At 68.7% G+C, this 24,145-nt stretch carries 24 protein-coding genes and 1 other RNA gene; 15 read left to right on the forward strand and 10 right to left on the reverse strand.

The genetic code is table 11. The features are described 5' to 3' along the window. Window positions 1–49 precede the first annotated feature (49 nt). Together VGV60_14165 and VGV60_14170 are read left to right on the forward strand one after the other, a co-directional pair. Window positions 50–331 (forward strand): UBP-type zinc finger domain-containing protein, encoded by a 282-nt coding sequence (locus tag VGV60_14165; protein HEV8702415.1) that lies wholly within the window; start codon window positions 50–52, stop codon window positions 329–331. Window positions 332–362: 31 nt separating this feature from the next. After that, window positions 363–1,337, forward strand: coding sequence for a DUF5996 family protein (locus tag VGV60_14170; GenBank protein ID HEV8702416.1), 975 nt, complete (start codon window positions 363–365; stop codon window positions 1,335–1,337). Here VGV60_14170 and VGV60_14175 read toward each other — a convergent pair. The 4 genes from VGV60_14175 to VGV60_14190 all read right to left on the reverse strand — a co-directional run bounded on the left by VGV60_14175 (window position 1,334) and on the right by VGV60_14190 (window position 6,068). Next, window positions 1,334–2,314, reverse strand: a complete 981-nt coding sequence (locus VGV60_14175; protein HEV8702417.1) for an L-histidine N(alpha)-methyltransferase — start codon at window positions 2,312–2,314, stop codon at window positions 1,334–1,336. The genes VGV60_14170 and VGV60_14175 overlap by 4 nt on opposite strands. After that, window positions 2,311–3,693, reverse strand: coding sequence for an SUMF1/EgtB/PvdO family nonheme iron enzyme (locus VGV60_14180; GenBank protein ID HEV8702418.1), 1,383 nt, complete (start codon window positions 3,691–3,693; stop codon window positions 2,311–2,313). The genes VGV60_14175 and VGV60_14180 overlap by 4 nt, the downstream gene beginning before the upstream one ends. A gap of 135 nt (window positions 3,694–3,828) precedes the next feature. After that, window positions 3,829–5,337, reverse strand: coding sequence for a glycine betaine ABC transporter substrate-binding protein (locus VGV60_14185; protein HEV8702419.1), 1,509 nt, complete (start codon window positions 5,335–5,337; stop codon window positions 3,829–3,831). Further along, window positions 5,334–6,068: an ATP-binding cassette domain-containing protein gene (locus VGV60_14190; GenBank protein ID HEV8702420.1), complete on the reverse strand. Its 735-nt coding sequence runs from the start codon at window positions 6,066–6,068 to the stop codon at window positions 5,334–5,336. Before VGV60_14190 ends, VGV60_14185 begins: the two co-directional genes overlap by 4 nt. A gap of 243 nt (window positions 6,069–6,311) precedes the next feature. On the opposite strand from VGV60_14190, the gene ffs reads away from it, so the two are divergent. The 5 genes from ffs to VGV60_14215 all read left to right on the forward strand — a co-directional run bounded on the left by ffs (window position 6,312) and on the right by VGV60_14215 (window position 11,654). After that, window positions 6,312–6,411: signal recognition particle sRNA small type (ffs, locus tag VGV60_14195), an RNA gene on the forward strand. A 35-nt stretch (window positions 6,412–6,446) separates the two neighbouring features. Continuing rightward, on the forward strand, window positions 6,447–8,147 hold the full coding sequence (dnaX, locus tag VGV60_14200) for a DNA polymerase III subunit gamma/tau (GenBank protein ID HEV8702421.1): 1,701 nt from the start codon (window positions 6,447–6,449) through the stop codon (window positions 8,145–8,147). Between the two features lie 6 nt (window positions 8,148–8,153). Then, window positions 8,154–8,438, forward strand: a complete 285-nt coding sequence (locus VGV60_14205; protein HEV8702422.1) for a YbaB/EbfC family nucleoid-associated protein — start codon at window positions 8,154–8,156, stop codon at window positions 8,436–8,438. A 4-nt stretch (window positions 8,439–8,442) separates the two neighbouring features. Further along, entirely contained in the window at window positions 8,443–9,036 is a 594-nt protein-coding gene (recR, locus tag VGV60_14210) for a recombination mediator RecR (protein ID HEV8702423.1), read from the forward strand. Beyond that, entirely contained in the window at window positions 9,036–11,654 is a 2,619-nt protein-coding gene (locus VGV60_14215; protein ID HEV8702424.1) for an MMPL family transporter, read from the forward strand. Before recR ends, VGV60_14215 begins: the two co-directional genes overlap by 1 nt. Before the next feature lie 13 nt (window positions 11,655–11,667). On the opposite strand, the gene VGV60_14220 is transcribed toward VGV60_14215, so the two are convergent. Both VGV60_14220 and VGV60_14225 read right to left on the reverse strand, forming a co-directional pair. Beyond that, complete coding sequence (locus tag VGV60_14220) at window positions 11,668–12,864, reverse strand: AP protein (protein HEV8702425.1); 1,197 nt, start codon at window positions 12,862–12,864, stop codon at window positions 11,668–11,670. Then, window positions 12,861–14,129, reverse strand: a complete 1,269-nt coding sequence (locus VGV60_14225; protein ID HEV8702426.1) for an aminotransferase class I/II-fold pyridoxal phosphate-dependent enzyme — start codon at window positions 14,127–14,129, stop codon at window positions 12,861–12,863. Before VGV60_14225 ends, VGV60_14220 begins: the two co-directional genes overlap by 4 nt. A 78-nt stretch (window positions 14,130–14,207) precedes the next feature. Between VGV60_14225 and VGV60_14230 the strand changes: the two genes are divergently transcribed. After that, on the forward strand, window positions 14,208–14,507 hold the full coding sequence (locus VGV60_14230) for a Smr/MutS family protein (GenBank protein HEV8702427.1): 300 nt from the start codon (window positions 14,208–14,210) through the stop codon (window positions 14,505–14,507). Here VGV60_14230 and VGV60_14235 read toward each other — a convergent pair. Continuing rightward, window positions 14,473–14,946, reverse strand: a complete 474-nt coding sequence (locus VGV60_14235; protein ID HEV8702428.1) for a DUF1579 family protein — start codon at window positions 14,944–14,946, stop codon at window positions 14,473–14,475. The two genes, VGV60_14230 and VGV60_14235, sit on opposite strands and share 35 nt — an antisense overlap. A gap of 172 nt (window positions 14,947–15,118) precedes the next feature. On the opposite strand from VGV60_14235, the gene VGV60_14240 reads away from it, so the two are divergent. The 7 genes from VGV60_14240 (at window position 15,119) to VGV60_14270 (ending at window position 22,162) form a co-directional block, all read left to right on the forward strand. Continuing rightward, the gene (locus VGV60_14240) at window positions 15,119–16,030 is read left to right on the forward strand and encodes a PhzF family phenazine biosynthesis protein (GenBank protein HEV8702429.1); all 912 of its coding nucleotides are present in this window, start codon (window positions 15,119–15,121) and stop codon (window positions 16,028–16,030) included. A gap of 13 nt (window positions 16,031–16,043) precedes the next feature. Further along, window positions 16,044–17,990: a S9 family peptidase gene (locus VGV60_14245; protein ID HEV8702430.1), complete on the forward strand. Its 1,947-nt coding sequence runs from the start codon at window positions 16,044–16,046 to the stop codon at window positions 17,988–17,990. Then, a complete protein-coding gene (locus tag VGV60_14250; protein HEV8702431.1) occupies window positions 17,983–18,465 on the forward strand; it encodes a glycine/sarcosine/betaine reductase selenoprotein B family protein in 483 nt (160 codons plus the stop codon). Before VGV60_14245 ends, VGV60_14250 begins: the two co-directional genes overlap by 8 nt. 3 nt (window positions 18,466–18,468) lie before the next feature. Further along, complete coding sequence (locus VGV60_14255; GenBank protein HEV8702432.1) at window positions 18,469–18,753, forward strand: hypothetical protein; 285 nt, start codon at window positions 18,469–18,471, stop codon at window positions 18,751–18,753. A gap of 66 nt (window positions 18,754–18,819) precedes the next feature. Continuing rightward, the gene (locus VGV60_14260) at window positions 18,820–19,227 is read left to right on the forward strand and encodes an NUDIX domain-containing protein (protein HEV8702433.1); all 408 of its coding nucleotides are present in this window, start codon (window positions 18,820–18,822) and stop codon (window positions 19,225–19,227) included. Between the two features lies 1 nt (window position 19,228). Then, window positions 19,229–19,591 (forward strand): SelT/SelW/SelH family protein, encoded by a 363-nt coding sequence (locus tag VGV60_14265; GenBank protein ID HEV8702434.1) that lies wholly within the window; start codon window positions 19,229–19,231, stop codon window positions 19,589–19,591. Between the two features lie 630 nt (window positions 19,592–20,221). Beyond that, window positions 20,222–22,162 (forward strand): tetratricopeptide repeat protein, encoded by a 1,941-nt coding sequence (locus VGV60_14270; GenBank protein HEV8702435.1) that lies wholly within the window; start codon window positions 20,222–20,224, stop codon window positions 22,160–22,162. A 27-nt stretch (window positions 22,163–22,189) separates the two neighbouring features. Here VGV60_14270 and VGV60_14275 read toward each other — a convergent pair whose 3' ends face one another. From VGV60_14275 to VGV60_14285, 3 genes are all read right to left on the reverse strand, one after another. Next, window positions 22,190–22,315 (reverse strand): hypothetical protein, encoded by a 126-nt coding sequence (locus VGV60_14275; protein ID HEV8702436.1) that lies wholly within the window; start codon window positions 22,313–22,315, stop codon window positions 22,190–22,192. Beyond that, complete coding sequence (locus tag VGV60_14280; GenBank protein HEV8702437.1) at window positions 22,316–22,567, reverse strand: hypothetical protein; 252 nt, start codon at window positions 22,565–22,567, stop codon at window positions 22,316–22,318. A 72-nt stretch (window positions 22,568–22,639) separates the two neighbouring features. Then, on the reverse strand, window positions 22,640–23,959 hold the full coding sequence (locus tag VGV60_14285) for a hypothetical protein (protein HEV8702438.1): 1,320 nt from the start codon (window positions 23,957–23,959) through the stop codon (window positions 22,640–22,642). Between the last annotated feature and the right edge of the window lie 186 nt (window positions 23,960–24,145).

Below are 24,145 nucleotides of genomic sequence, written 5' to 3' on the forward strand. Positions count from 1 at the left end.
GCGGCGACCTCGAGGCGTGCTATCTTTTGGTGGAACAAGGACGGACTCGATGCCGAAACGCTGCACCCACCTGGATCAGGTTCAGTACGTGGCCCCACGGACCCCCGACGGCTGCGAGGAGTGCCTGGCGACGGGCAGTGACTGGGTTCACCTGCGCCTGTGCCTGTCGTGCGGCCACGTCGGCTGCTGCGACGACTCCCCCAACAGGCACGCCACCAAGCACTTCAGGAAGGTCCATCATCCGATCGTCCGCAGCTTCGAGCCGGGGGAGGATTGGGGCTGGTGCTTCGTCGATGAGCTGGTGATGGAGCCGGCCCCCGGCGGGCGGTAGAGCGGGCGGTGCACTCGTCCGGACCTAGGGTATGACGGCCGACACCGTACGGTCAGGATCCTCCGAAGCGTGGCCTCCACTCCCGCTGGATCAGTGGGAGGAGACCTGCAACACCCTGCAGCTTTGGACGCAGATCGTCGGCAAGACGCGGCTGGCGCTCGCGCCGATGCAGAACCACTGGTGGCAGGTCGCGCTGTACGTCACGGCGCGCGGGCTCGGGACCTCTCCCATCCCTCACGGTGGGCGCAGCTTCGAGGTCGACTTCGATTTCGTCGATCATCGGCTGCTCGTCCGCACCAGCGACGGCAAGACGGAAACGCTCCCGCTCGAGCCGCGCACGGTGGCGGACTTCTACCGTCGCTATCTGGATGTGCTGCGGTCACTCGGCATCTCACCCAGGATTCGCCCGGTTCCGAACGAAGTCCCGAACCCCCTGCCGTTCCAGAAAGACGAGGTGCACCGTTCCTACGATCCCGACGCGGCCCGGCGGTTCTGGCGGGCTCTCATCCAGGCCGATCGGGTGCTGAAGGAATTCCGCGGACGGTTCCTGGGCAAGTGCAGTCCGGTTCACTTCTGGTGGGGAAGCTTCGATCTGTCGTGCACCCGGTTCTCCGGGCGGGCGGCCCCCCCGCATCCCGGGGGCCTGCCGGGCCTGGCGGACTGGGTGACGCGGGAGGCGTACTCGCACGAGTGCATCAGCGCCGGCTTCTGGCCGGGAAACGGCGGCGGGCCGGTGCGCGAGCCGGCGTTCTACTCGTACGCCTACCCGGAGCCTCCGGGCTGCTCCCAGGCCCCGATCCGGCCGGCGGAGGCGTCCTACCATCCTGTCCTGCACGAGTGGATTCTTCCCTACGCCGCGGTGCTCCGGGCGCCCTCCCCCGACGCGCTCCTGCTCGACTTCCTCGGCAGCACCTACGGGACCGCGGCACGGCTGGGCGGCTGGGACCAGGCCGCCCTCGAGAGACGCGCGCCGCCGGGCGAGGCGCCGGGGCGCGCCGGTTCCTAGACGGCTTCGGCCTGGGTGAGCGCGAACCGATCGAGGGCGTCGATCCATTGCGCCCGGACGCGGAAGCCGGCGCGCTCGAGCATCGAGACGACCTCGGGCGGATCGTACTTGTAGGAGCTCTCCGTCCAGATCGTCTCCCCCTCCGCCATGGCGAAGTCCAGATCGGCCCCGCGGATCTCGATGCGCTGCCCTCGAGCGCTGCGCAGGTGCATCTCGATGCGCGAGCGCGATTCATTCCACAGCGCGCGATGGGTGAAGCCATCGAGGTCGAAGCGACCCTGCAGCTCGCGGTTGATCCGCGACAACAGATTGAGATTGAACGCCGCGGTGACGCCGAGGGGATCGTCGTACGCCAGGAGCATGCGCCTCTCGGGCTTGACCAGGTCGCCTCCGAGGAGGAAGCCGTCGCCGGCGTCGAGCGCCTTCCGCACGGACGCGAGGAATGTGTCGCGTCCCGGTGGATCGAAATTGCCGATGTTCGATCCGAGGAACAGCGCCAGCCTGCGACCCGGGAGGGGCCTCGCGAGGACGGACGCCTCGAGCCCGACCTCATACGTCGTCTCGTGGGTCAGGATGCGGACGCCTTCGAAGCCTTCCAGCGCATGCCGGGCCTGGGCGAGGGCGCTTCCCGACACGTCGACCAGATGCACATCCAGCCGACCGCGGCCGGATCCGGCCGCCGCAATCAGCGCGGACAGCTTGGCGCCGCTCCCGGAACCCAGCTCGATGACCGTCGTGACGCCGGCGTTCAGGATGTCGCGACCGTGCGCTTCGAGCAGGCGCAGCTCGGCGCGCGTCAGGGGGTACCACGGCAGCCGGCAGATGGCCTCGAAGAGCGCCGAGCCCAGCTCATCGTAGAGGTAACGCGACGGGAGCTGTCGCGGATGCCGCGTCAGGTAGTCGCCCACGTCGATTGCGAACCGATCGGTCGCCCCGGGCGGGGCCATCGCGTGTCCCGGCCGCACCATCGAGCTCATGCGAGATCCTTCACGCATCGGAAGGCGGAATAGACGTACGGATACCGCGCCCGGAACCAGTTGCGGAACGTGGGGCGCAGCAGCTCCCGCGCCGTCGCCGAGGAGCCGCCCTTCAGGACGAAGTGGTCGCCGTCGAAGAAGTCGGCCGAGTACTCCGGATACGAGGCCCGCGGCCGGAATCCAGGAAACGGGCCGAAGGGGGTCTTCGTCCATTCCCATCCATTGCCCACGAGGTCCTCGACCCCCCAGGCGCTGCGTCCGTCGGGATGGCTGCCGACGGGCGCCGGATCCCAGGTCGTGAAGTCGAAGACGCCGTGGCGGACGTCCGGCGACGAGTCGCCCCACGGAAACGCGCGCTCGTCCCCGCCGGGTGCGCCGTACGCTGCGCGCTGGAACTCCGCCTCGGTCGGAAGCCTCGCGCCGCACCAGCGCGCATAAGCCTCCGCCTCCGCGTGCGTGACATAGACCGGCCAGGCGGGCGGAAGAGGGATCGGCTCGAACATGCCGCGCCAGGACCAGTCTCCCGCGTGACGCTCCCAGAACAGCGGGTGCGCCACCCCCTCCCGCTGCACCCAGTTCCAGTCGTCCGGAAGCCAGAAGCGCCGCTCCCGATAGCCGCCGGCGTCGATGAATTCCATGAACGCCGCGTTGGTCACGTTGTGGCGTTCCATCGCGAAGGCGGGGACGCGCTCCACATGGTGCGGGCACTCGTTGTCCCAGGCGAAGCGCGCCGAGCGGCGATCGACTCCCAGCGTGGCGCGGCCGGGAGCGATCTCGATCCAGGTGGAAGACGGCGCCGCCCCTTCGATGAGGGGCCGATAGCCGGCAGGGGGTCGCTTCTGATCCCACGGCAGGCGATGCAGCATGTAGTGCAGCGTTTCCTGGTGCATGGCTTCGTGCTCGAGGATCACGAAGGCGGCGTCGGCTCCATCGAGCAGCGGATGACCGGGCCGGTCCAGGTCGTCATGAGTCAGGGCCTCGATCACCCGCGCGTCGGCTGCCCGCGCGAACTGCTGGACGACGGGCCGGCTCGGCCATCGCTCGCGGTCGCGCTCCGGCTCGATCGCCGGCGAGGTGTCCGTGGGAGGGTCGATGCCGCGCGCGAAGAGCGCCTCGAGCTCCGGGTCGATGCTGGCCGCTCCGAGGGCGGTCTTCGCCAGCGTGTTGAAGCTGAACGCCGGCACGTGGCCTTCGTAGAAGACGACGGGGTGCCGGAGCGGGATCGGGTGGCTGTAGTAGGCACGCTCGTCGATCAGGAGGTCGAACAGGGCGCGGGATCGCTCTCGATTGCGGCGGTACCATGCGATGAGAGCCCCACGGTCGATGGGGCTCGAGACCTCCGGCCGGAGCGCGCGCACAGGTTGCTCACGACGCAGCATCGGGCAAACCCTCCCGCCGGCGGTTCGTGGATCATGCCAACACGTCGCTGGGTGACGTCAGAAGAGTACCATCGAGTGGACGGGGAGGAAAGGACGAACTTTCGGCCGGCCGGGCCTTCCGGGCCTCTCCGGGCGTCACGAATCGGGCCGAAGGCGAAGCCCCTTGGGAATCAGCACCCTGCCCAGAAGCTCGAACAGCGCCTGGACCATGAGGGCCAGGAGCGCCGCGGGGATGGCGCCTTCGAGGATCAGGCTCAGGTCGTCGAGGCGGATGCCGGTCAGGATCGGCTGACCCAGCCCTCCCGCGCCAATCAGGGCGCCGAGGGTGGCGGTGCCGACGTTGATCACGGCCGAGGTCTGGATGCCGGCGAGGATCGAGGGCGCCGCGAGCGGAAGCTCCACTTTCCACAATCGCGCGGTGGACGAGAGCCCCAGGACGTCCGCCGATTCGAGCAGCGACGCGGGGATGCCGGTCAGGCCGGACACGGTGTTCCTGACGATCGGAAGAACGCTGTAGAGAAACAGCGCGGCCACCGCCGGGGCGGTGCCGATGCCGAGCAGCGGAATCATGAAGACGAGGAGCGCCAGGGAGGGAATGGTCTGGACGATGCCGGCCAGGGCCAGGATGGCCGCGCCCAGGCGCCGGCGGCGCGCCGCCGCGATCCCGAGAGGTATCGCGACGACGATGGCGGCGCTCAAGGACGCCAGCACCAGAGCCAGGTGCTCGACGACGTACCGGCCGACTCTCCGGCCCCGCCTCTCCGAGACCCTTTCCCCTTCGATGCGGAGCGTCGTGGCCAGGAAGTCGGACGCCGCGGCGCGCTCGGAGACGTGTTCCAGCTTGACGCGCGCATTGAGCCTTTGCATCTCGTCCACCGCGATGCGCCCCTGGAGAGCGCGGAGAGCGGCCACGGTCGACGGCACGCGCCGCAGGAGGTCGGATCGATAGAGCAGCACGGCGCGATAGTTGGGGAAATGCCCCAGGTCGTCCGCGAGGACCTCGAGCCGGTAATACGGGATTTCGGCGTCCGTCGTATACAGGTCCGTGGCGTCGATGTCGCCGGCCGCCAGCGCGCGGTAGGCCACGTCGTGATCGAGCTGTCTCACGTCGGTCTGGGGAAGGCGGTACCGCGTCTTGAGCCTCGGCCAGCCGTCGCCGCGATGCAGAAATTCCTCGCTGAAGCCGAGCCGGAGCCCCGGGTGGGCGCGCAGGTCGGAGATCCGCGTCACGTTCAACCGGACGGCGTCCGCCTTCCTCATCCCCAGGGCGTAGCTGTCCTCGAACCCCAGGGAGCCGGTCATTCCAACGCCCAGGCGGGCGAGCGCGGCGCGCAGGGAGTCGTCGCTTCCGTCCCCCGGCATGTTCTTCACGATGTCTTCGCGGATCGTCCCGGTGTACTCCGGATACAGATCGATCTCCCCCGCCAGGAGCGCGTGCCAGAGGACCTGGGTGCCGCCGAGCTGCGCGCGATGCTCGGCAGGCGCGCCGGTGCTGCGCACCAGCTGGGTGACGATCTCGCCGAGCACGACCGATTCGGTGAACTTCTTGGACCCCACTCGCACCTGATCCGGCGCCGTGCGGCAGGACACGCCCGTCGCCCCCGCGAGCAGCACCAGGAGCACAACGCGGCGCCGGACCCTCATCCGCGTGCCCCGGGCCGGCTCTGGGCGCTGATGAACCGGGTGACGAACGGGTCGGCGGGCCGCTCGACGAGATCGCGCAGGCGACCCTGCTGGACGACGCGTCCGTCCCGCAGGAGAACGATCCGGTCGGCGAAGAACTCGGCCTCGGCGAGATCGTGCGTGACGAGCACGACCGTCTGTCCCAGCGCCTTGAAGATCTCCCGGAGGTCCGCCCTCAGCTCGGCTCGAATCATGGGGTCGAGCGCGCCGAGCGGCTCGTCGAGGAGGAGCAGCTCGGGCCCGAGCATCAGCGCCCGCATGAGGCTGACACGCTGGCGCTGCCCGCCCGAGAGCTGCACGGGAAAGCGGGCCATCCCGTCGCGCGGAAAGTGCGTCAGGGCGCACAACGCCTCGATCCGATCCTCGATGCTCCGCGCGTCCCAGCCGAAGTACCGGGCGGCGAGCGTCACGTTGGCGCCCGCCGTCAGGTGCGGAAAGAGCCCGCCCTCCTGGATCACGTATCCCAGGCGCCGCCGCAGAGGTCCTATCGTCAGCGGAGAGAGGGCCCGGCCCCACAGCAGCACCTCGCCCGCGCTCGGCCGGGAGAGGCCGGTCAGAAGGCGCAGCAGCGTCGACTTACCGGAGCCGCTGGGACCGAGCAGGACATGGACGCCGACACCCAGCGCCAGGGTCGTCGGCTTCAGGGCCTCGAGGGGACCGAAGCGCTTCGCGACATCGCGCAGCTCGATGATCGGGGAGTCGAAGGGCGAAGTCACATGCCTCTGATCCGTGACGAGGTCACCTCTCACACAAAGAGCCGCGGTCCGCTTCCTGCCGACGCTGAGATCAGAAGTCTCACGATACCATAAGGAAACTGCGTCCTGGGAGCGCCCGACCTCGGCGCGTTGACAGGTCCCGGCGGATGCAATAGCATCGGCCCGCATCGGCGATAGCTTGCTGACGCGGAGCGGTGCACGAGGCCGGCGTGACGGCCGGTTCGAGCCCCGCGCGATGCGAACCGCCAAACCCGGTCAGGCCCGGAAGGGAGCAGCCGTCAGGAGGACCTCGCAGGCGCCGCGGGTCCGCTTGAACCGGCCCTCAGGCCGGCCTCCTTTCGACCAGAGACCCCATTGAGCTACCAGGTCCTCGCCCGGAAATACCGGCCCCAGACGTTCGAGGAGGTGGTCGGCCAGAAGCCGATCGTCACCACCCTCCAGAACGCCGTGTCGAACCGGCGCATCCATCACGCCTACCTGTTCTCGGGACTGCGGGGCGTCGGCAAGACCACGGTCGCCCGCCTGCTCGCCAAGGCGCTGAACTGCGCCGAGGGCCCGACTCCGACCCCCTGCAACGCCTGCGCCTCGTGCCGGGAGATCGCCGAGTGCCGCGCCATGGACGTCCTGGAGATCGACGGCGCCAGCAACCGGGGCATCGACGCGGTGCGCGAGCTGCGCGAGACGGTGCGCTACGCGCCGGCCCGCGACCGCTACAAGATCTACATCATCGACGAAGTGCACATGCTGACGACGGAGGCGTGGAACGCCCTCTTGAAGACGCTGGAGGAGCCGCCGCCGCACGTCCTGTTCGTCTTCGCCACCACCGACTATCGCAAGCTCCCGCTGACCATCCTGTCCCGCTGCCAGCACTTCGAGTTCAAGAAGATCGGAACGGCGGAGATGGCGGCGCACCTGGCGCGCATGGCCGAGGGGGAGAAGGTGTCGGTGCCGCAGGGCGTGCTCGACCTGGTGGCGCGCCTGGCGGAGGGCTCGCTGCGCGACGCGCAGAGCGCCCTCGACCAGGTCATCGCCTTCTCGGGGGCGACGGTCACCGACGAACAGGCGCGGACGATCCTCGGCGTGATCGATCACGACCTGATCACCGGCTTCTACCAGGCGGTGCGGGCGCGGGACTACTCCCGCCTGGTGGGCCTCGTCGAGACGGTGTTCGAGAAGGGGTACCTCCCCACGCAGTTCCTCGAGGACCTGATGGCGCACGGCCGGGACCTCCTGCTCGTGAGCGTGGTCCCCGACGCGGAGCGCCACGTCCAGGGGGGGGCCGACGAGGTGAAGAGGCTCAGGACGGAGGCCGCCGCGTGGAGCGAGGACGAGCTCCTGCGCCTGCTCGAGCTGATGACCCGCGAGGAGTACCGCGTCAAGAACTCGGGCCACCCCCGCTTCCTCCTGGAGGCGCTGGCGATCAAGCTGGCGCGCCTGGCCGACCTGACTCCGATCGAGGACCTCATCGCGCGGACCGGCAGCACGCCGGACGGCCCGGACAAGGACGAGGCCGGCGAGCCGGCGCGGCCGCCGCGCGCGACGCCTCACGGCGGGGCGCACAAGACCGGCGCGGCGGCGGAACCGGGAACGGTGACCGCGTTCGCCACGCTGCCGGCGCCGGCGACCGACGTGATCGCCCCGACGCGCCCGGAGGCCGGGGGGCGCGACCAGGCGACGGTGGAGTCGATCCTGAAGCGTGTGCACCAGGAGCGCGGCGCTTTAGGGGGATTTCTCGAGGAGGCCTCCTGGATCGAGATCGAGGGGGACCGGCTGGTCATCGCCTTCAACGAGAAGCACGCCTTCTTCCGGGAGAAGGTCGAGGCCCGGGAGAGCCTCGACTGCCTGCGGCGCGTGGCGCGCGAGGTCTCCGGCAGCGACCTGGCGATCCGGGTGACCGTGGCCGCGCCCGGCACGGGCGCCGGTAGGGCCCCGACGCCCGCCGAGACGGCGGAGGCGCAGAAGCAGCGGCTGCGCGAGGCGGCCGAGAGGACGCCTCTGGTGCGGACGCTCCTCGACGCCTTCAGCGGCCAGATCGTGGACGTGGAGCAGGCCTGAGACGACATGGACATCAAGGCCCTGATGAAGCAGGCGCAGCAGATGCAGGCGAAGCTCCAGAAGGAGGTCGCCGAGCTGAAGGTCGAGGCCTCGGCGGGGGGCGGCATGGTCACCGTGAGCATGGCGGGGAACCACGAGCTGCTCTCCGTGCGGATCGCCCCCGAGGTCGTCAAGTCCCAGGACGCGGAGATGCTCGAGGACCTGGTGCGCGCCGCGATCAACGAGGCCAACCGGAAGATCGAAGCGGCGATGGCCGAGAAGGTCGGCTCCCTCCGCGTGCCCGGGTTCTGAGGCGATGCGGTTCGCCCCGCCCCTCGAGCGCCTGATCGAGGCCTTCCGCAAGCTCCCGGGGATCGGCGCCAAGTCGGCGCAGCGCCTCGCCTTCCACGTCCTGCGCGGCAGCCGTCAGGAGGCCCAGGCGCTCGCGACCGCCCTGCTCGAGGTCAAGGACACGATCCGGCTCTGCGCCACCTGCTTCAACATCACCGACACCGACCCCTGCGCGATCTGCGCCGATGACGACCGGGACAGGAGCCAGATCTGCGTGGTCGAGGAGCCGCATAACCTGGTCACCATCGAGAAGTCGGGCTTCCGCGGCCTGTACCACGTGCTGCACGGATCGATCGCCCCTCTGCGGGGGATCGGCCCCGACGATCTCAAGATCGCCCCGCTTCTCGAGCGCCTGCGCGACGGCAGGGTGAAGGAGGTCATCCTCGCGACCAACCCGAACGTCGAGGGGGAGGCGACGGCGGTCTACCTGTCGCGCCTTCTCAAGCCCCTGGGGGTGCGCGCCACGCGCATCGCGCTGGGGCTGCCGGTCGGCAGCGAGCTCGAGTACGCCGACGAGGTCACGGTCGGCAAGGCGCTCGAAGGCCGGCGGGAGATCTGATGGCCGGGGGCAAGCAGGGCCTGTTCCTGCGCATCGAGGAGCTGGCGCGCCGGCGCTACCGCCTGGTCTTCCTGGTCACCATCGCCCTCTGCCTGTTCTCTCTCTTCCTGGGCCGGCACCTGACGCTCGACGGCGACGTGCTGAACCTGGTGCCGAAGAACAACCGGGTCATCAGCACCTTCCGCGAGGCGCTCAAGGACTTCGGCAGCCTCGACTACCTGCTGCTCCTGGCGGAGGCGCGCAAGGGGCAGACGGTCGACGAGCTGCAGGAGTTCGCCGATCTCCTCGCCGCACGCCTGCAGACCATCCCGGACATCGAGTACGTGGAGCATCGGATCGACACCACGGGGCCGTTCTTCTCGTTCTTCCGGACGAACCAGATCCTGTTCCTGCCGCCGGCGAAGCTCGACGAGCTGCGCGCCCGGTTCACCGATCCCGCCATCCGCGCGCAGGTGAAGGAGAACTTCCGGCAGCTGACCGGGCCGTCGTCGTTCCTCGTCAAGCAGCTGCTGGAGGACGACCCCTTCCAGGTCTCCTCGCTCGTCTTCAAGGAGGTGCTGCGCAGCAAGGGACCGCTCAAGGTGGACCTGTCGAGCGGCTATTTCCTGTCGAAGGACGGCGGCTCGCTCCTGATCATCGCCAAGCCGGTCAAGCCCGCCCAGGACACCGCCTTCGACAAGCGGCTGATGGTGCAGGTGCGCCTTGCGGTCGAGGAGGTGTCGAAGCAGTTCGAGCGGGACCTGAAGGAGCAGGCGGCGGACGGCGCGACGCTCGGCGCGGACGCGCCCGGGCCCGGGCCCGAGGCGCTGCGTGCCCCCGGGGTCGATTACGGCGGCGGCTACATCATCGCGCTCGACGACAGCGATCTCATCATGCAGGACATGCTGCGCAACGGCACGCTGTCGTTCGTCGTCATCCTGGCGCTCTATTACTTCTGCTACCGGCGCTTCGGCGCCATCCTCTACTCGTCGGTGCCGCTCCTGGTCGGGCAGATCCTGACCCTGGCGGCGGCCTATGTCTGCCTGCGCCACCTGAACTCGGCGACGACCGGCTTCACGGCGATGCTGATGGGGCTGGGGACCGACTTCACCATCGTGATGTACGCCCGCTACGTCGAGGAGCGCACCCGCGGGCGCAGCCTCGAGGAGGCGTTGCGCCTGATGATGGGGGTGTCCGCCTTCGGCGTCTTCACCGGGGCGATCACCTCGGCTGGCACCTTCTACGCGATGTGCGTCACCGAGTACAAGGGGCTCCGCGACTTCGGCTTCCTGGTCGGCACCGGCATCCTGTTCTGCCTGGTGGCGATCCTGTTCCTCCTGCCGGCGATGATCTCCTGGAACGAGGGGCGGGCGCGCCGGAAGGACGTCACGAAGAAGCTCTACCTGCACTCGTTCGGCATCGAGCGGGTCATGGCCTGGAGCACGCGGCACACGGGGCCGGTCCTCGTCGCGTCGGCGCTCCTCACGATCGGCCTCGGCTGGTACGCCTGGAACGTCGAGTTCACGAGCAGCGTGCAGGACCTCCGCTCGCCGAAGAACCGCGGCATCATGATGCAGGAGACCATCGGCCGGAAGTTCGAGGCCTCCTTCACGCCGATGATGGTCCTGTCCCGGGGGCCCGACCTGGACGGCGTGCTCGAGACCAACCGCGAGGCCAACCGCCTGCTCGATCAGTTCGTGGCGGACGGCACCCTGCGGGGCTACGAGTCGATCTTCAACTACCTGCCGCCGCGCCAGGACCAGGAGCAGGTGATCGAGGCCCTGCGCGCCGGACGGGACGACGCCTTCGACGTGGCGCGCATTGAGCGCACCTTCCGCGAGGCGCTGCGCGAGACTGGTTTCCGCGCGGAGACCTACGCCGGCTACCTGAAGGCCCTGCCGGCGATCCTGCGCCCCGAGCGACCGCTCGCCGTCGCCGACCTGAAGGCGGCCGGCCTGGGGCATTTCATCGACCGCTACGTCCGGGAGGACGAGGGGGGCGGCGTCAAGTCGGTGACCTACCTCTTCCCCAGCGCCCCCGACGCGAAGCGCGTGGCGCCGCCCGCCCTGGTGAAGGCGCTCGACCGGCCGTCCCGGGGGATCGAGATCACCGGCGTCAACATCGCCTCGTCCGAGCTGAAGCAGATCTTCAGCCGCGATGCCTGGCGGGCCGTCATCCTCGGCATGATCCTGGTGACCGTCCTGCTGTGGATGGATTTCAAGAGCCTGTGGCTGACCGCCCTGGCCAACGTGCAGCTCCTGCTGGGCGTTGTCTGGATGCTGGGCTGCATGCGCCTCCTGGGGATCAAGATGAACTTCGTCAACGCCTTCGTCACCAGCATGATCCTGGGCGTCGGCATCGACTACGGCATCCACATCATCCACCGCATCTCGCAGGAGGGGCTGAGCAACTTCGAGGGGCTGATGGAGACCGGCAAGGCGGTCGTCATGGCCGCCCTGACGAACGTCGCCGGCTTCGGCACGATCGGCCTGTCGAACTACCCCGGCCTGCGATCGATGGGGATCGTCGCCGCCATCGGCTCGGTCACCTGCCTGGTCACCGCCCTGACGACGCTCCCCGCCCTCTTGATCCTGACGAAGACGCGCGTGGCGCGTCACGTGGACGAGGGGCGGGCCTGACGCCCCGCCGGCCTCAGGGTCGGACCGGCTCCTGCGACTCCCCTGCCGCGAACGCCGCCTCGATCGGCGGGCCGGCCTTGGGATTGAACCGGGCGGCATCGAGGCCGAAGAAGCGCAGAAGGGTGGCCGCGATGTCGGCCTGGTGCACCGTGGGGTGCGGGGCGACCTCGCCTCGGTCGGGCGTGTCGGGGCCGATGACGGCGACCCAGATGTCCTCCGACCCCTTGATCCCCTCTTCGTGGTCGACCCAGTCCTTGCCGGTCACCCCCCGGCCGTGGTCGGTCGTCACGATGAGCGTGGTCTGTCCCCGGTAGGCCTCGTCCGACTCGACCGTCTCCCAGAGCGTCTTCAGATAACCGTCGGCCACGTGGATGTAGTCCATGAGGCGGTCGTAGCGGCGCGCGTGGGCCCAGTCGTCCGACTCGCCGAGGGCGATGTAGAGCAAGCGGGGCTTCTGGGTCTTCAGGTATTCGAGCGCCAGGTTGAAGGTGATGGCGTCGCTCCGCCCCTCCTCCCACAGCGACATGACCTGGTTCTGCAGCTCGTCGAGGAAGGCCATCCGCGGCGTGGCGATCTCCCGGGGGATCCTCTCGTGGCCGGCATAGGTGAAGAAGGCGTCCGGCTTGGACGAGGCCAGCATCTTGAACGGCTCCCACCCGCCGATCATCGCGACCTCCCGCGGGGCGAGCCTCAGCTCGTCTTTCACGAACTCCAGCACGGTCTTGTGCGCGTAGCGCTTGACGTCGTTGGTCGTCACGTCCGGCTGGTACTGGCCGGTCAGGATCTCGGCATAGCCCGGGGCCGAGAACAGGTGCGGATTGCGCGGCATGACGCGGCTTCCCTTCTCCTTGTTGCCGAGCACGATTCCGTGCGCCGCGAGCCGGTCCCAGAAGAATGGCAGGAGGGTCCGGCGGCGCTCGTCGGGTGTCTCCCGCCAGTAGAGCCGCCGCGCCCTGTCCTCGTCGTAGATGCCGGACAGGTCCTTCTTCTCGGACACGATCGGGTCCATGCCGGCGAACATCTCCTGGATGCGCAGGCCGTCGAGCGTGACCAGGATGACGTTGCGGGTGCGCAGGGACGCGTCCGCCTCGATCGGTGCGGAGGGGGTGGCCCGCGCGCCGGCCAGGAGCGGTCCGCCGGCCGCGAGCGGAAGGCAGGCCGCGGCCAGAAGCGCCAAGGCGGCCGCGGCGACGAGGGGGCGCCGGCTCATCGGCCCGCCGTCGCGCGCGGTCCGCGCCTCGTCGCGGGGCCTCGCTTCACGCCGGCCCGCTTCGCGGCGATCCTCTTCACGGCCACCCTCATGGGGGGGATCCCTTTCAGAGGGACCGAAAGCCGATCCCGGCCGCGCTCCAGGTCCGCGAGCGTCGCGTCGATCCGCTCCAGGCCGCGCCCCAGATGGTCGGCGTCGTAGCCGTAGCCGATCCGGATGTAGCGGCCGATCCCGAAGTGGCTTCCGGGTGTGATCAGGACCGACTGCTCGCGGCGGAGCTTCGTGAACAGCGCCTCGGAGCCAATCGGCAGCCGGTAGCCGACCAGGGCAATCGCCCCCGCGACCGGACGGATGTAGGTGAGCGTGTCGCCGTGCGCGCCGATCCACCTCTCCAGCACCGGGATGTTCTTGCGGATCAGGCCGCGCGTGCGCGCCAGGATGGCCTCGCGCCGCCGGGGCTCCATGACGATCTCCGCCAGTCGATCCGACAGGAAGGTCGGCGTGAGCGTCAGGTAGTCGTGGTAGCGGCAGAGATGCGCCAGGGTCCTCGCCGGCCCCAGGATCCAGCCGGTGCGCAGGCCCGGCAGGCCGAACGCCTTGGAGAGCCCGGCGGTGACCAGGACCTTGTCGTAACGGCCCCAGAAGGTCGGCGAGATCTCCCCTTCCACCTCGGCGCCGCGGTACACCTCGTCCGACACGATCCAGGCGCCGACCCGCCGGGCGGCGCGCACGACGGCTTCCATCTCGTCCTCGTCGAGGACAGCGCCGGTCGGGTTGTTCGGGTTCGTGACCAGGATGATCTTCGTCCGGCGGGTGACGGCCCGGTCGAGCCCCTGCACGTCGAGCGCCCAGCGCCTTCGCCCGTTCGTGCGCCGCTCGATCAGGCGGAAGGGATCGGCGCGCCCCCCGTAGGCACGCGCCAGCCCCCAGGCCTGCAGGTAGTTCGGAATCATCACGGCGGCGCGGTCCCCCTGATCGAGCAGTCCCCAGAAGACGACGTAGTTCGCCTCCGAGCCGCCGTTCGTGACCATGACGTTGTCGCGCGTCGCATCGCCGTAGAACCCGGCAATCCGGTCGCGCAGCGTCTCCGAGCCGCGCGAGGCCGGATACTTCAGCCGGAGGTCGTGGAGCGCGCGGGTGTCCGTCTCGGGGCCGAGAATCTCGCCGACGGTCATCGGCAGGACACCGCTCTCCGAGAGGTTGAACTCCACCTCGTTTTCGTACAGGCACTGCGTCCGTTCCATCCTGAACAGGTCGATGCGCATCGGTTCTCCCGGCGGAGGGGACAGGGCCCTAGGATAGCAGAGGACGGCCGGGGCGCCTCGATGGTACCCTTCGTGCCAATGGACGAAACGGGACCGATCGACCCGCCGATCGACGGCACGCTCGACCTGCACACCTTCGACCCGCGCGAGGTGAACCACCTCGTCCCCGACTACCTGGCGGAGTGCCGGGCCAGGGGGATCCTCAGCGTCCGCATCATCCACGGCAAAGGGACGGGGGCGCTGCGCCGCGCGGTTCTGTCCGTGCTCGGCCGCCTGCCGGAGGTGGCGGCCTTCCGGACCGCCTCGGAGGACGCCGGCGGGTGGGGCGCGACCCTGGTCGAGCTCAGGCCTGCTTCCGGGCGTACCGGGAGTCGATGAAGACCGCCCAGGTCTTGCCGTCCCTGGAGTGTTCGATGCGGAAGGAGTACCGGTCCGCCCCCTCGAACGCGTAGATGTAGCGGCTGTGCCCCATCGGGTTTTCTCCCTCGAACGTCAGGCGGTCGGCCTCCCAGCGTCCACGCACAGGCTCCGGGGTTCCCGACCCCATCGAGTCGAACCAGTGCATGGTGTAGCCCTTCTGCTGCGGATCGTACCCGTAGACCCCGTGCCCGCGGTAGGTGATCTGGCCGCTGCGCTCCTGGACGTAGTCGGCGACCAGGAAGAACCCATTGAGATCGAGATGCGCCTGGAAGCGTCCGGCGCCGGTGCCCCCCTTCGGATCCCACGGCGACGGGTGAATCGTCTCCTCCCCGACCCAGTCGCCCGCCAGGGCCTTCAGCCTGCGATGCTCGTCCAGTAGCCTCGGCACGTCCATCATCGGTGGTCCTCCCCTCGTGGTGGTGCGAAACTCGCGCTGTTCGGATGCATGAATTGTCACGCCGTTCGTCCAGAACGTCAACCCCTCGTCCCGCCCCCTCGTCCCGGCTGCTCGTCCCGCCTGCTTGACGTACCCCTCCGAAGGGCGCTACTCTCCAGGCCTCGAACCAGCCATGCGCTTCCGTTTCGCGACAGCCGACGTATTCACCGACCGGATCTTCGGCGGGAACCAGCTCGCCGTGTTCCCGGACGGCCGGGGGCTGCGCACGGAGCAGATGCAGCAGGTGGCGCGCGAATTCAATTTCTCCGAGACGGTCTTCGTGCTGCCTCCGGACCTTCCGGCCCACACCCGCCGCCTGCGGATCTTCACGCCCGGGGGGGAGATCCCCTTCGCCGGCCACCCGACGATTGGCACCGCCTGCGTCCTGGCGTCCCTGGGAGAAATCCCCAACGGCGACGAGTGGACGCGGATCGTCTTCGAGGAGGGGGCGGGGCCGGTGCCGGTCTGCATCCAGACGATCGACGGCCGGGCGCGATACGCCCGGCTGACCTCGCCGCGGCTTCCGGAGATCGGCCCGCCCGCGCCCCCCGCCGCCGATCTGGCCGCCATGCTGTCCCTCGAGCCGTCGGACCTGCTCGAGGAGCCCTGGACCCCCCAGGGGGTGTCCTGCGGGCTGCCCTTCCTGCTGGTTCCGCTGCGCGATCGGGGGGCCGTCGGACGCGCCCGGCTGCGTCCCGACGTCTGGGAGCGGGTGCTGTCCCGGTACTGGTCGCCGCACGTCTACCTCTTCGCGCTCGACCCCGAGCTCGCGGGGCGGCAGGCGCGCGCCCGCATGTTCGGCCCCGCCGCGGGCGTGACCGAGGACCCCGCCACCGGCAGCGCCGCGACGGCGCTCGCCGGCTACCTGGGGGCGCGCGACCCGAGGCGGGACGGCCGGCTGCGATGGGTCATCGAGCAGGGGTTCGAGATGGGCCGCCCGAGCCTCCTCGAGGCCGAGGCGGACAAGCGCGAGGGGACGATCACCGAGATCCGCGTCGGCGGCGCCACCGCCCTCGTCAGCGAAGGCACGATGGAGATCCCTTGACGGACGCGCTCCGATGAGCCGGCCCGCCCCGTCGGTCCGCTGGTCCGCCGTTCCCGTCCTGCTCGCCCTGCTCGCCGCCTGCGCCCACTCCGGCGGGCCGCCCCGGATCGCCGCCTCCCCCGAGGCGTCGCTCGCCGCGGCGCCCGAGTACTCCATCGAGGAGTTCCTGGGAACGACCCGGATCCTGGGCGCCTCGTTCTCGCCCGACGGCCGCACGATTCTGTACAGCTCCGATCAAACCGGCGTGTTCAACGCCTTCGCCGTCGCCGCCGCCGGCGGCCAGCCGGTGCAGCTCACCCGCTCGACGGAGGATGCGATCAGGGCGGAGTCCTATTTTCCGGCGGACGAGCGCTTCCTGTACACCAGCGACAAGGGGGGGAACGAGCTGACGCACCTCTACGTGCGCGAGCGGGACGGGTCGGTGCGCGACCTGACGCCGGGCGACGGGGTCAAGGCGGAGTTCCTCGGCTGGGCGCGCGACGACCGGACCTTCTTCGTCAGCACCAACGAGCGCGACCCGAAGTTCTTCGACCTGTACGAGTACCAGACGGACGGCTACGCCCGGAGCCTGCTCTTCAAGAACGACGCGGGCTACAAGTACGGCGACGTCTCCCCCGACCGGACGACCCTGGCCCTCTCCAAGTCGCGCACCACCAACGACAGCGACGCCTTCCTGCATGTCCTGAAGACCGGGGAGACCAGGAACATCACCCCCCACAAGGGGGACGCGCTGAACCGGCCGGCGCGGTTCACCCCGGACGGCCTGGGGCTCTACCTGATCAGCGACGAGGGGAGCGAGTTCGCCGGCCTGGCCCTCTACGATCTGAAGACCGGCGCGCGCCGCCCCCTGGTCAGGCCTTCCTGGGAGGTGACCGAGGCCGAGATCTCGAAGAGCGGCCGGTACCTGGCGGTCTCCATTAATAATGATGCGCGGACCGAGCTCCGGCTGTTCGAGGCCGCCTCGATGCGCCCGGTCGCCCTGCCGGACCTGCCCCGGGGGGCGATCAGGACGGTCACCTTCTCGCGCGACGAGGAACACCTGGCGTTCCATGCGAGCGACAGCCTGACGCCGCGGGACCTCTACGCCATGGACCTGGGAGGAGGGGCGCCGCGCCGGCTGACCCGCTCGCTCAATCCGCGGATTGACCCCAGGAACCTGGCCGAGGTCGAGGTCGTGCGCTTCCCGTCCTACGACGGACTCGAGATCCCCGGCCTCCTCTACCGGCCGCACGGCGCCTCGTCGCGCCATCCCGTGCCCGCCATCGTCAAGGTCCACGGCGGTCCGGGGGGCCAGGCGCAGATCGAGTACAGCGGCCTGACCCAGTACCTCGTCAACCACGGCTACGCGGTGTTCGACATCAACAACCGTGGCAGCAGCGGCTACGGGAAGACCTTCTTCGCCCTGGACGATCGCCGGCACGGCGAGGCCGACCTGGGAGACGTCGTGGCGTGCCGCACGATGCTCGCCGAAAGCGGCTGGGTCGATGCGAAGCGGATCGGCATTCTCGGGGGGAGCTACGGCGGCTACATGGTCCTGGCGGCCCTCGCGTTCAAGCCGGGCACGTTCGCGGTCGGCGTCGACCTGTTCGGCGTCGCCAACTGGGTGCGCACCCTGGAGAGCATCCCTCCGTACTGGGAGTCCTTCCGCGAGGCGCTGTTCGCCGAGCTGGGGGATCCGAAGGCGGACGCCGAGCGGCTCCGCCGCATCTCCCCGCTGTTCCACGCGACGAACATCAAGACGCCGCTCATCGTCCTGCAGGGAGCCAACGACCCGCGCGTCCTGAAGCCGGAATCGGACGACATCGTGAAGGCGGTGCGGGCCAACGGCGTGCCGGTCGAGTACGTCGTCTTTCCGGACGAGGGGCACGGATTCCAGAAGAAGGAGAACGAGCTGGTCGGCTACCGGGCGATCCTGGCGTTCCTGGACCAGCACCTCAAGGGCGCCGCCGCGGGTGGGTGACCTGGGCGAGTTCTCGCCGGCGACCCGCCTGTTCCTGAAAGCCTACCCCTGGCGCCGGATCGACCCCGTCCCGTGGACCCCGCTGCGAAAGCCCCTGGCCGTTTGCCGGCTGGCGCTGGTCTCGAGCGCCGGGTTCGTGCTTCCCGGCCAGGAGCCGTTCGAGGCGTCGATCCGCGGAGGGGACGTGTCGTTCCGCGACATCCCCTCCGACGCGCGGGCCGCGGCGCTCATCGACACGCATCGGAGCCGGTCGTTCGATCACGAGGGCATGCGGCTCGACCCGAACCTCGCCCTGCCGCTCGACCGGGCGCGCGAGCTGGCCGCCGCCGGCCGCGTCGGCTCGGTGAACCGCCGCCACCTGTCGTTCATGGGCTCGATCACCGCCCCGGGAAGGCTGGTGCGCGACTCGGCCCCGCAGGCGGCGCGCCGGCTCTCGGAGGACGGCGTCGACGTCGCCCTGCTCATCCCGGTCTGACCAATGTGCACCCAGGCGGTCGGCCTGGCTGCGGCCGAGCTGGAGCGGCAGGGGATCGCGACCGTGGCGATCCAGCTCCTGCGCCACGTCGCCGAGCGGGTCCGCCCGCCACGCGCCCTGTGCGTCCCCTTCCGGCACGGCTACCCGTTGGATGCCCCCGGCGATCCGGCGCGGCAGATGGCGGTCATCGAGGCGGCGCTCCGGCTTCTCGAAGAGACGGAGGCCCGTCCGCCGGTCCTGCGTGACTTTCGGGCGAACTCCACCGACCGGCCGGACCCGCACGCGTAACCCCGGGTTTCCTGTACCATGCCCGCTCGCGGCCGTCCCCCGTTCGGCCGCGGCCCCGGAGGCCTCGTGAGCGATTCGGCCCGATGTGTCGTCGCGGTGGCGGTCGTGGTCCGGCGCGGCGATCGCGTCCTGGCGATGCGGCGCTCGCCCCGGAAGGACGCCGGCGCCGGGGCATGGGAGGCGCTCTCCGGGCGGGTGAAGCCGGGGGAACAGCCGCTGGCGGCGGCGCGGCGCGAGGCGCGCGAGGAATGCGGACTCGAGGTCGCGATCGACCCGCACCCGGTCGCCGCGTATCAGACCCAGCGCAACCGGGAGGACATGGTCGTGGTGGTCTACCGCGGAGCGTCCGAGTCCGGAGACATCGTCCTGTCGGATGAGCACGACGCCTTCGCCTGGATGACCCTCGAGGAGTTCTCCCGCGCCTGCACCTTTCCCCTTCTCGTCGAAGCGGTCCGGCTGGCCGGAGAGGCGTGAGATGCCGAAGCCGCGTCTCGAGATCGCCTACTGCACCCAGTGCCGCTGGCTGCTGCGCGCCGCCTGGATGGCGCAGGAGCTCCTGACCACGTTCGAGGCGGAGCTGGGCGAAGTTGCGCTGCGCCCCGCGACGGGGGGCGTGTTCGACGTGATCCTGGACGGCGAGACCCTCTGGTCGCGGTCGAAGCGCCGGCGCTTTCCGGACATCAAGGAGCTGAAGCAGCTGGTGCGCGACCGCGTCGCGCCCGGGAGGAATCTCGGTCACTCGGACAGGAAGCCGGTCCGTCGTCATGCTTCGGGCCCCGCGCCGGGGGGTCGCAGGCGGCGGACAGTCAGGTCTGGACGCCAAACCGTGGCAGGATGAAGCGGTTCAGGACGAACCAGCCGCCGAAAAGCAGGGCCAGGGGGAGCGGTCGTTCCAGGTCATGGCCCCACCGCCTTCCAGGTTCAAGCGGGATCAGAATGACTCGATCGCCCGGGAGAGTCTCCGGGCCACCTCGGCCCCGACCTCGTCGACGCCGGCATCCGGGAACAGGCCCATCGGGGTGTGCGGGTTGATCGCCTCGACTCGCGTCGCCCCCGGGCCGACATCGGGGCGTTCTCAGGAGCTTTCATACGCGTTAGAATCGCCATGAGGAAACCTCCATGTCACTCCACTACAGCAAGGACGGGGACACCTTCAACGCACATGCCGGCAGCCTGACCATCGAGCCCCGACCGAGGCCGACGCCACTAAACCCGGGTGAGCGTATGAAACCGGGAGGCAGGATGCGCGACGAGTGCCAGATGCCGCTAACCTGCGGACAGCGGTCCCACGGTGTCATCGACGGCATTCTGGCGGCCGAGACGCTCACTCGGTGTGGCGGATGGGAGGAGATCTGAATGGCCGGTGACCTCAGGCGGGTGATGACGGAGCCATCGGTCCCGGACCGCGGGCGAGTTGACGGCAGGGTGGTCAACGCGCTGATTGCCATCCGTTTCAATTAGGCGCGGCGTGCCTTCCAAGCAGGGAGTTCATCGGGTCGAGGCCATGGCACTCGCGGCGCTCGCTTTCCTTACGTTGGCTGTCGACATATGCCCCATAACGGCTAACGACACTTTCCTTCACCTACGAACTGGCGCAAGCGTGCTCGTAACCGGCCACGTCCCTCGCGTCGACGACTATTCGGCCCTGGCCCGCGGGCGGCCGTTCATCGCTCACGAGTGGCTGGCAGGTGTGGTCTTCCGCTTGGTGGAAATCGGCGCTGGCCTGGATGGCCTCACCGTCTTGAAAACCGTCATCGCTCTACTATGCGCCGCCGCCCTGTACGCCACTGCCCGGACGCTCGGAGCATCACCAGCTGTGGCCGTCCCGACACTCGCCTTCGTGATCATTCTGGCGGCCCAGCAAATGGTGGTGCGACCTCAAATTTTCTCGTACCTCTTTACGGCGATCTTCCTGCTCCTCCTGGCGCGGCGCCGGGCGGGGGCAAGAGCGCCGCTCTGGTGGTTTCTGCCAATCCAGGTGGCCTGGGTGAACCTTCACGGCGGGTTTCTCCTCGGGCCGGTGATCGTGTCGCTGGCGTGCACCGCCGAAACGCTCGAGGGCCTCTTCATCGCTCTACGTTCCAGGGCGACGACGCGCGGGGGTAGTGAGACGGCCCGGCGACGGTTGAGGGAGGCGGCCCACCTTGCGGGCCTGGTGGCCGCTCTGATCGCCGCTTGCCTTCTCAATCCTTACGGTTCGACGTTGCTCAAGTTCCCATTCCAGCTCATGAGCAGCCCCTTTATGGGCAAGATTTACGAGTGGCGATCACCGTTCTCAATCGAATACGTACACACGTACATGCTGCGCGAGTATGTGGCCTGGGGTCTCTTTGGTCTGGGTGTCCTGCTCCTGACGGTTGTGGCGGTGGCCCGACGCCAGTCCGCTCCGCGTGGCGGCATCTTCCCGGCGCTCCTGTTCGTCGCCCTCCTGGTCCTGTCCTTGCGCAGCCTGCGGTTTGTCACCGATTTCGGCCTCTACACCTGTCCTGGCGTCGCAGCGATGGCGACTTGGGTGTTCCCGGTCCCACCGAAGCGGACCACCAAGAGCATAGGGCTTGTGTTGATCGTCCCGATTCTCCTGGGGCTTGGCGTCTGGTTTGCTTGGAATGGCTACGCCTTCGACGTTACGAGCCGGCGGACGTTCGGATTCGGTGTGGGGCAGATCGTGTCGGTCGCTGGGGCCGATTATCTTCGCGACAATGGGGTGCGCGGCAACGCATTCAACACGTACACGGCCGGGGCCTACCTCCTCTACCGCTTCTATCCGCAGGTGCGCGTGGCGATCGATTCACGCAATGACGTCTACGGCCCCGATCTCTACCGGGAGTACACTCGCGCCCGCACGCACCCCGACGCCCTGGCGGCCCTCCTGAAGCGAATCGAGGCGTCCTTCGCGTTTCTGGAGCTGCAGAGGGGGGAGCCAATCGAGAAGACGCTCGAGGCTTTCCAGAAAATCGGCGGGTGGCGTATTGTCTACTTCGACGACTTCACCGTCATCCTGGTGCCTCAGGATGGCCAGTGGGCGCCTCTCGCGGCCCGCGACGGTTACAGCGTGATCGATCCCGCGCGCTACCGCCCCGGGTCGATCCCGCTCCAGGAGGCCGCCATCTTTCTCGATGAGGCGACGCGCGCCGTACGTCAGAGCCACGGTGCCTTCATCGCGCGCCTCATCCGTGTGGAAGCGCTGCTCGTATTGGGAAGGCGCGGCGAGGCACTCGAGGAGGAAGCCCGGATCGTCGGAGCCAAACCGTTGTACTACCACTCTAAAATTTTCACCTACCTCGGGATCTTGCGGTATTGGGCTGGCGACCTTCCCGAAGCGGCATCTCACTTCCGCCGTGCGCTAGCGCTCGACCCTCTGGATCGCACAGCGGCGCTTGGACTGCAGAAGATCTCGGGGCCGCGATGATTGGCCCGTGTCCCCGACGTCGGATTCCTACGCGCGCTTGGCCGCGGTGTGGCACATCGAGCAGGTGTCGGTGCCGATTCCCGGCAGGTCGGAGACCAGCGAGTCTGCGGCCGGCGGGCTATCCAGCGCCCGCCGGCCGCAGAGAACCGTCATTCAGTTGCAGGTCGGCGTTGAGTCCGTAGTCTCGAGGTTCGACGCCGGGTCATAGAAATTGGGAGACAGGGTGACGCCGGTGACGGTGAAGGTGAAGACGCTTCCTGGATTCGCCTGGTTCGAGGTGAAGGTCGCCGTCCCCGTGCCGTCGGTGACCGCGGTCACCCCGTTCTGCGTCGTCGCCCCGCTCCAGTTGCCGGTGACGGTCGCACCGACGACGTTCGCGCTGCTGTCACGACTGACGATGGTCACCGCGGCCCGCCCCTGCCGTTTGCTCCCGGCCGTGACGCAGACCAGGTTGCCCGGCGCAGAGGAGGTTCCGACCTACGAGACCTTCATGAACAGCCCGCCGCCCACGCACCGCTGTTCCCCTCCCGATCGGTAACAGAGGCGGTCCGAGGATCCGATGAACAGGCGGCCGTTGGCATTGGCGGTCGGGTTGCTCAGAGGGATCGTCAGGTCGGCTGAGTACTGTCCCTGGCGGAAGTCGAGAGTGGTGATGCCGCTGGCTCCCGAGCCGGTCACCGTCGAATACTGGACTCCAGCGAGGGTCACGGGCGCGCCGTCGCTTTCGCGGCGGACGTCGGCGCGCGTGCCGCCGGAGCCAATCGATCGAATGACCGAGTTGCGCAGGACGACCGGATACAACGTGAGCGATTCGGCATTGATCCCGTAGAACTGCCCGCTCGTGGCTCCGCTGACCGACTCGTAGATGAGGGTGCTCTCTTCGATGACAAAGGGTCCACCGTCACCGACCGGCCAGACCGGCGCGACATCGTAGTTCGGTGCCGAGCTGGTCGATCGAGCGTGGATCACAGAGTTGACGATGCGCGCTTCTCCCGGCACATTACCGGTCACCAGGAGCGGGTAGATGTCGCCCACGTTGGCCGTCGTGCCTGTCGATTCGAGCACGGAACCGATGATCGTGGTCGTTCCCGGGAATGATCCTGAACCGGTCCTCACGAACCCGTAGCCCGGATCGCCTGGATTGCTGACCGTAGTGTGGATCCACGAGTTCGTGATCAGCCAGTCCCCGCCCTGGTCTGCCACCGTGCCCAGATCGCAGTTACGCACGATGACGCTCCCCGCGGTGGTGCAGGTCGGACTACCGCTATAGTTGTTGCCCGAGTTGATCGTGAAATTCGGGTCGACCGTGACATAGGTCACATCGGTAAAGGTGATGTGCGCCCCGCACACGCCCATCCCCCCGGACACGTACTGGAGCGTATCGAGGAACTGCTGAGAGCCATCCAGTGTGATATTGCTGATCTCGACGCCCTGCGTCATCGTCGCATCGATGAGCGGGATGGCGTCGAACTGCGCCGGGTGCGTCCCCCGGATAATCGTCGAGTAGCGATCGACGCCCCGAAGCGACACGTAGCTTTTCCAGGGAAGAAAGGTGTTCAGTGATCCGGTGTAGATGCCTGGATAGACCAGGATCACGTACGGGTTGCTTGCGCTGGCGGTCGTGATCGAGTCGATGGCGTTGCGGAGGTTCGAGAAATTCGCGCCGGTGCCGTCCGGTGAGACCGTCACGACACGGGGACTGGTGACCGCCTGCGCGCGCGCTGCCGGTGTCGAAACGAGGATCAGACCAAGAGAGACCAACAGGCATGTGAGAAGCGGACCTGGAGCGTACTTCATGCGCACCTCCACGGGAATTGACTCGGCGTTGAGGGTATCTCGGGTCGGCCGAGTCTCACCCGAGATAGGCCATCCAGATGGTTCGACGAAGGTCTCCTATCTACCGTCAGCCCCGCCGCGGGGCAACCACAAAGTGAGCGGCGGCAGATTCGCTGGAATGGCCTGTGTGGATGGCTCTTCCGTGGA

It is taken from the genome of Candidatus Polarisedimenticolia bacterium, from assembly GCA_036001465.1.
Taxonomy (GTDB): domain Bacteria; phylum Acidobacteriota; class Polarisedimenticolia; order Gp22-AA2; family Gp22-AA2; genus Gp22-AA3.

Coding starts and splice junctions, on each gene's coding strand:
- VGV60_14165 (HEV8702415.1), top strand. CDS start 50: ATGCCGAAACGCTGCACCCACCTGGATCAGGTTCAGTACGTGGCCCCA.
- VGV60_14170 (HEV8702416.1), top strand. CDS start 363: ATGACGGCCGACACCGTACGGTCAGGATCCTCCGAAGCGTGGCCTCCA.
- VGV60_14175 (HEV8702417.1), bottom strand. CDS start 2,314: ATGAGCTCGATGGTGCGGCCGGGACACGCGATGGCCCCGCCCGGGGCG.
- VGV60_14180 (HEV8702418.1), bottom strand. CDS start 3,693: ATGCTGCGTCGTGAGCAACCTGTGCGCGCGCTCCGGCCGGAGGTCTCG.
- VGV60_14185 (HEV8702419.1), bottom strand. CDS start 5,337: ATGAGGGTCCGGCGCCGCGTTGTGCTCCTGGTGCTGCTCGCGGGGGCG.
- VGV60_14205 (HEV8702422.1), top strand. CDS start 8,154: ATGGACATCAAGGCCCTGATGAAGCAGGCGCAGCAGATGCAGGCGAAG.
- recR (HEV8702423.1), top strand. CDS start 8,443: ATGCGGTTCGCCCCGCCCCTCGAGCGCCTGATCGAGGCCTTCCGCAAG.
- VGV60_14215 (HEV8702424.1), top strand. CDS start 9,036: ATGGCCGGGGGCAAGCAGGGCCTGTTCCTGCGCATCGAGGAGCTGGCG.
- VGV60_14220 (HEV8702425.1), bottom strand. CDS start 12,864: ATGAGCCGGCGCCCCCTCGTCGCCGCGGCCGCCTTGGCGCTTCTGGCC.
- VGV60_14225 (HEV8702426.1), bottom strand. CDS start 14,129: ATGCGCATCGACCTGTTCAGGATGGAACGGACGCAGTGCCTGTACGAA.
- VGV60_14230 (HEV8702427.1), top strand. CDS start 14,208: ATGGACGAAACGGGACCGATCGACCCGCCGATCGACGGCACGCTCGAC.
- VGV60_14235 (HEV8702428.1), bottom strand. CDS start 14,946: ATGATGGACGTGCCGAGGCTACTGGACGAGCATCGCAGGCTGAAGGCC.
- VGV60_14240 (HEV8702429.1), top strand. CDS start 15,119: ATGCGCTTCCGTTTCGCGACAGCCGACGTATTCACCGACCGGATCTTC.
- VGV60_14245 (HEV8702430.1), top strand. CDS start 16,044: ATGAGCCGGCCCGCCCCGTCGGTCCGCTGGTCCGCCGTTCCCGTCCTG.
- VGV60_14255 (HEV8702432.1), top strand. CDS start 18,469: ATGTGCACCCAGGCGGTCGGCCTGGCTGCGGCCGAGCTGGAGCGGCAG.
- VGV60_14265 (HEV8702434.1), top strand. CDS start 19,229: ATGCCGAAGCCGCGTCTCGAGATCGCCTACTGCACCCAGTGCCGCTGG.
- VGV60_14275 (HEV8702436.1), bottom strand. CDS start 22,315: ATGACGGTTCTCTGCGGCCGGCGGGCGCTGGATAGCCCGCCGGCCGCA.
- VGV60_14285 (HEV8702438.1), bottom strand. CDS start 23,959: ATGAAGTACGCTCCAGGTCCGCTTCTCACATGCCTGTTGGTCTCTCTT.